This is a genomic window from Mesorhizobium waimense, assembly GCF_003601975.1.
Lineage (GTDB): Bacteria > Pseudomonadota > Alphaproteobacteria > Rhizobiales > Rhizobiaceae > Mesorhizobium > Mesorhizobium waimense.
Window position 1 is genome coordinate 1 of the sequence record NZ_QZWZ01000185.1, and the last position, 726, is coordinate 726.

The window sequence follows — 726 nt, forward strand, 5'->3', positions numbered from 1 at the left end:
CGAGATCCTTATCCATTTCCAGCCCAAGGGCCTCGTCCTTCTGCCGCGTCCACCTTTCAGGGCCGCCGCTGTCCTCTGGCGGGCAATTGCCGTCACCGCCGATGCAGCAGGGATAATGCGTTTCTGGTTTGGCAGAGCGCCGCTCTTCCAGCCGCACCTCGTGCTCCCAGGGAACATTGAGATCGTATTCGTAGAGAAGCCGGCTGCCCTTACGCAGTTTCAGGGTGTCGAGGCCGATGTCCGGCGATTCCGCGGTCAACTCCCATGAGCCGTAACGGACCGTATGCACGATAAACTGGTACAGGTGAACGCTTTCCCAGCCCATCGCCACCTGGAGAACGCCGTGAAACTCGCGCAGAGCCATGGTCGCCGGCACCTGCACTCGACGCCAGACCATTGGGCTGAGACCCTTCAGCCAGATGCGGAACTGCAGGATCGTCGCCGACTCATTCGACGTTGAGGCGATATCAGGATTCGATGGTGAACGGCGGCTCGATCGGCTCGGTGGTTTCAAAAGGACTGGTCTCGACGAAAATCACTGCCCAGCCATATCGCATTCTCCCCAACTTCGGCACTGCCACACAATTCCTCATGCTCTCATACGGTCTTCCTTCCCGTAGACACGTTAGCCATGCTTGGCGCCCCGCTCGTGCGCGAGGACGTTGCGCGCGTGCCTGCAATGATCGAGTTGCGGTTGAACGATGGGCGCAGCCTTCGCTTCGACAG

At 59.9% G+C, this 726-nt stretch carries 1 protein-coding gene; it reads right to left on the minus strand.

Annotation, left to right across the window (positions count from 1 at the left end):
- Nucleotides 1-514 (minus strand): plasmid pRiA4b ORF-3 family protein (locus D3227_RS40525; protein WP_245452172.1); only part of this gene is annotated, 514 nt, incomplete at its 3' end.
- Nucleotides 515-726: the final 212 nt, after the last annotated feature.